Origin of the sequence: Microbacterium sp. UBA3394, assembly GCF_002358725.1 — a bacterium.
Lineage (GTDB): Bacteria > Actinomycetota > Actinomycetes > Actinomycetales > Microbacteriaceae > Microbacterium > Microbacterium luteum.
Window position 1 is genome coordinate 2,564 of sequence record NZ_DEPK01000007.1, and the last position, 2,708, is coordinate 5,271.

Here is a 2,708-nt window from a genome sequence, read left to right on the forward strand (position 1 = left end):
GACGGGTTGGCGAACGAGATGTGCTGCGCAAGGCTGCGCGCGGTCTCGGCGTCATCGCCGGTGTAGGCGAGGACGACACCGACCTGCGGCGGAAGGTCCTTGCTGGTCTTGTGCAGGTAGACCTCGAACGCGTCGCCGGTCAGGGTGCGAACGCGGCGCAGTTCGACCTTCTCGCCGATGATGGCGGCCTCGTCCGAGATCAGCTGCTCGACCGTCTGGCCCGACGCGTCGGCCGCGAGTGCAGCCTCCGCGGAGTCCGCGCGGGAGGCGGCGGCTGCGGCGAGGACCTTCTCGGCCAGCGCGCCGAAGCGTTCGTTCTTGGCGACGAAGTCGGTCTCGCAGGCGAGTTCGATCAGCGTGACCGCGCCGTCCTGCTCGTGAGCGGCGACGAGTCCCTCGCTCGTGGAGCGGTCGGCGCGCTTGGCGTTGCCCTTCGCACCCTTCAGGCGCAGGATCTCGGTGGCCTTGTCGACGTCGCCGTCAGCCTCCTCGAGCGCCTTCTTGGTGTCGACCATGCCCGTGCCGAGCTGCTCGCGCAGCGCCTTGATGTCGGCGATCGTGAAGTTTGCCATGGGTGGCGGCTCCTTGTTCAGATGGTTCGTGCTTCGCTTCGGCGGGGCCGTCCGCAGACGGCCCCGCCGAACATACTCGGTGTCGGTTGCGCGACGGTTACTTCGCTTCCGCGGCGGCTGCGCCGGCGGCATCCGCCTCCGACTCGGTGGCCTTCTCGCCCTCGGCGGCCTGCTCCTCGGCGACGATCTCGCTCGCCTCGGCCGTGGCCTCGGCCTCGTCGGCCACCTTCTCGGTGTCTGCCGACGACTGCGCGGGAGCACCCGACTCGAGCAGTTCGCGCTCCCACTCGGCGAGGGGCTCAGCGGCCTCCTCGACCTCGTCCGCGGGCTGGTGGCGCTGGATCAGACCCTCGGCGGCGGCGTCGGCGATGATGCGCGTCAGCAGGCTCACCGAGCGGATCGCGTCGTCGTTGCCGGGGATCGGGTACTGGAACTCGTCCGGATCGGCATTGGTGTCCAGGATGCCGATGATCGGGATGCCCAGCTTGGTGGCCTCGTCGACGGCGAGGTGCTCACGCTTGGCGTCGACGACCCAGATGGCCGACGGCGTCTTCTGGAGATTGCGGATACCACCGAGCGACTTGTGCAGCTTGTCGAGCTCGCGCTTCTTCAGCAGCAGCTCCTTCTTCGTGAAGCCGCTCGCAGCCGGGTCGTCGTAGTCGAGCTCCTCGAGCTCCTTCATGCGGGCGAGGCGCTTGCTGACGGTGGTGAAGTTCGTCAGCAGACCACCGAGCCAGCGCTGGTTGACGTAAGGCTGGCCGACGCGGGTCGCCTGCTCGGCGATGATCTCCTGCGCCTGCTTCTTGGTGCCGACGAAGAGGACCGTTCCGCCGTGGGCGACGGTCTCCTTGACGAACTCGTACGCCTTGTCGATGTACGACAGCGACTGCTGCAGGTCGATGATGTGGATGCCGCTGCGCTCGGTGAGGATGAAGCGCTTGACCTTCGGGTTCCACCGGCGGGTCTGGTGTCCGAAGTGAACGCCGCTGTCGAGCAGCTGGCGAATGGTGACGACGGCCATGGCCGTTCTCCTGTTCTGGCGCGTGCGCGCCGATTTCGGTTCTCGGTCGACCGGTCGGCCGACGCGTCCTGGTGCCCGGCGCACCCCCGCCCCTGCCGATGTGTGGATCGGGAAGGGGACCGGAGGGAGTGGATGCCACGCGCCGGAACCGGCGCGCTGAGGGCACGCGTAGTCACCCCGCGAACGGGATGCCCCTCGATCATACCAGCCGGAGGCCCTCCCCACGCGGCGGACCGCCGGAGCCCTCCACAGGTTCATCCGGCGGCGTACGCGCACCCGTCACATGACGCGACGATAGGGCCATGCTCGTCCTGCCGGCCTCGACATCAGCCCGCCGAGACATCCGTGCGCTCGCAGCGGCGGCGTTGTTGAGCCTGGTCGCCGTCGTGGCCTTCGGCGGCCCGGCACGTGCTGTGGACGAGCCGGAGACTCTGGCCGGCTGGAGGTGGCCGGTACACCCGTTCCGCATGATCGAAGCCTTCGTCGCGCCGGCGCACGAGTACGGCCCCGGCCATCGCGGTGTCGATATCGCCCCGTCCGACCCCGCCGGCGCGATCTCGTCCCCGGCAGCAGGGGTGATCGCGTTCGCCGGGCCGGTCGCCGGACGCGGCGTCGTCACGATCGACCACGGCGGCGGACTCGTCACGACCCTCGAGCCGGTCTCGCCCGAGGTGACCGTGGGCGAAGCCGTCGTCGTGGGAGAGCCGGTGGGAACGCTGTCGGCGGGTGGCCATACCCCGCCGGGCGCGCTCCACTTCGGCGTGCGGCTCGATGGCGAGTACATCAATCCCCTGCTGCTGTTGGGCGGAGTGCCGCGCGCTGTGCTCCTCCCCTGCTGCGAACCGATCGCCGCCGCTCAGCCGATGGTGTTGCGCTCTCCCGCGTCGTCGATCTCCCCGATGCCGTTCGCGGCTGCCACGGTGTTGTCGTGGCCGGTCACGGCGACCGAGTCGATTTCCGTCTCCGACCGGACGGTGTTGCGGTCCCCCGACACCGTGACGGCCGTGATCCCCTCGGCCTCGACGACGACGTCATATCCCGCGATCGACAGCGAAGGCAGTGCCGCCGCCACCACCGAGACGCGGTCGGCTCGAATGATCAGGTCGCCGACGTCG

General features: G+C 69.4%; 3 protein-coding genes and 1 pseudogene. 1 reads left to right on the plus strand and 3 read right to left on the minus strand.

Features of this window, described 5'->3' with window-relative positions:
* Both tsf and rpsB read right to left on the minus strand, forming a co-directional pair.
* Nucleotides 1–572, minus strand: a 572-nt coding sequence (tsf, locus tag B4E30_RS00280) for a translation elongation factor Ts (protein WP_286793008.1), incomplete at its 3' end; no start/stop codon positions are given.
* A gap of 97 nt (nucleotides 573–669) precedes the next feature.
* Nucleotides 670–1,593 carry a 30S ribosomal protein S2 gene (gene rpsB / locus B4E30_RS00285; RefSeq protein WP_286793009.1) on the minus strand — a complete coding sequence of 308 codons (924 nt, stop codon included), beginning with the start codon at nucleotides 1,591–1,593 and terminating at the stop codon, nucleotides 670–672.
* A 467-nt stretch (nucleotides 1,594–2,060) separates the two neighbouring features.
* Here rpsB and B4E30_RS16550 point away from each other — a divergent pair.
* Nucleotides 2,061–2,372: pseudogene (locus tag B4E30_RS16550) on the plus strand (murein hydrolase activator EnvC family protein); the annotation flags it as partial.
* A gap of 77 nt (nucleotides 2,373–2,449) precedes the next feature.
* Here the strand turns inward: B4E30_RS16550 and B4E30_RS16555 are convergent.
* Entirely contained in the window at nucleotides 2,450–2,668 is a 219-nt protein-coding gene (locus B4E30_RS16555) for a DUF3060 domain-containing protein (RefSeq protein WP_414683171.1), read from the minus strand.
* Nucleotides 2,669–2,708: the final 40 nt, after the last annotated feature.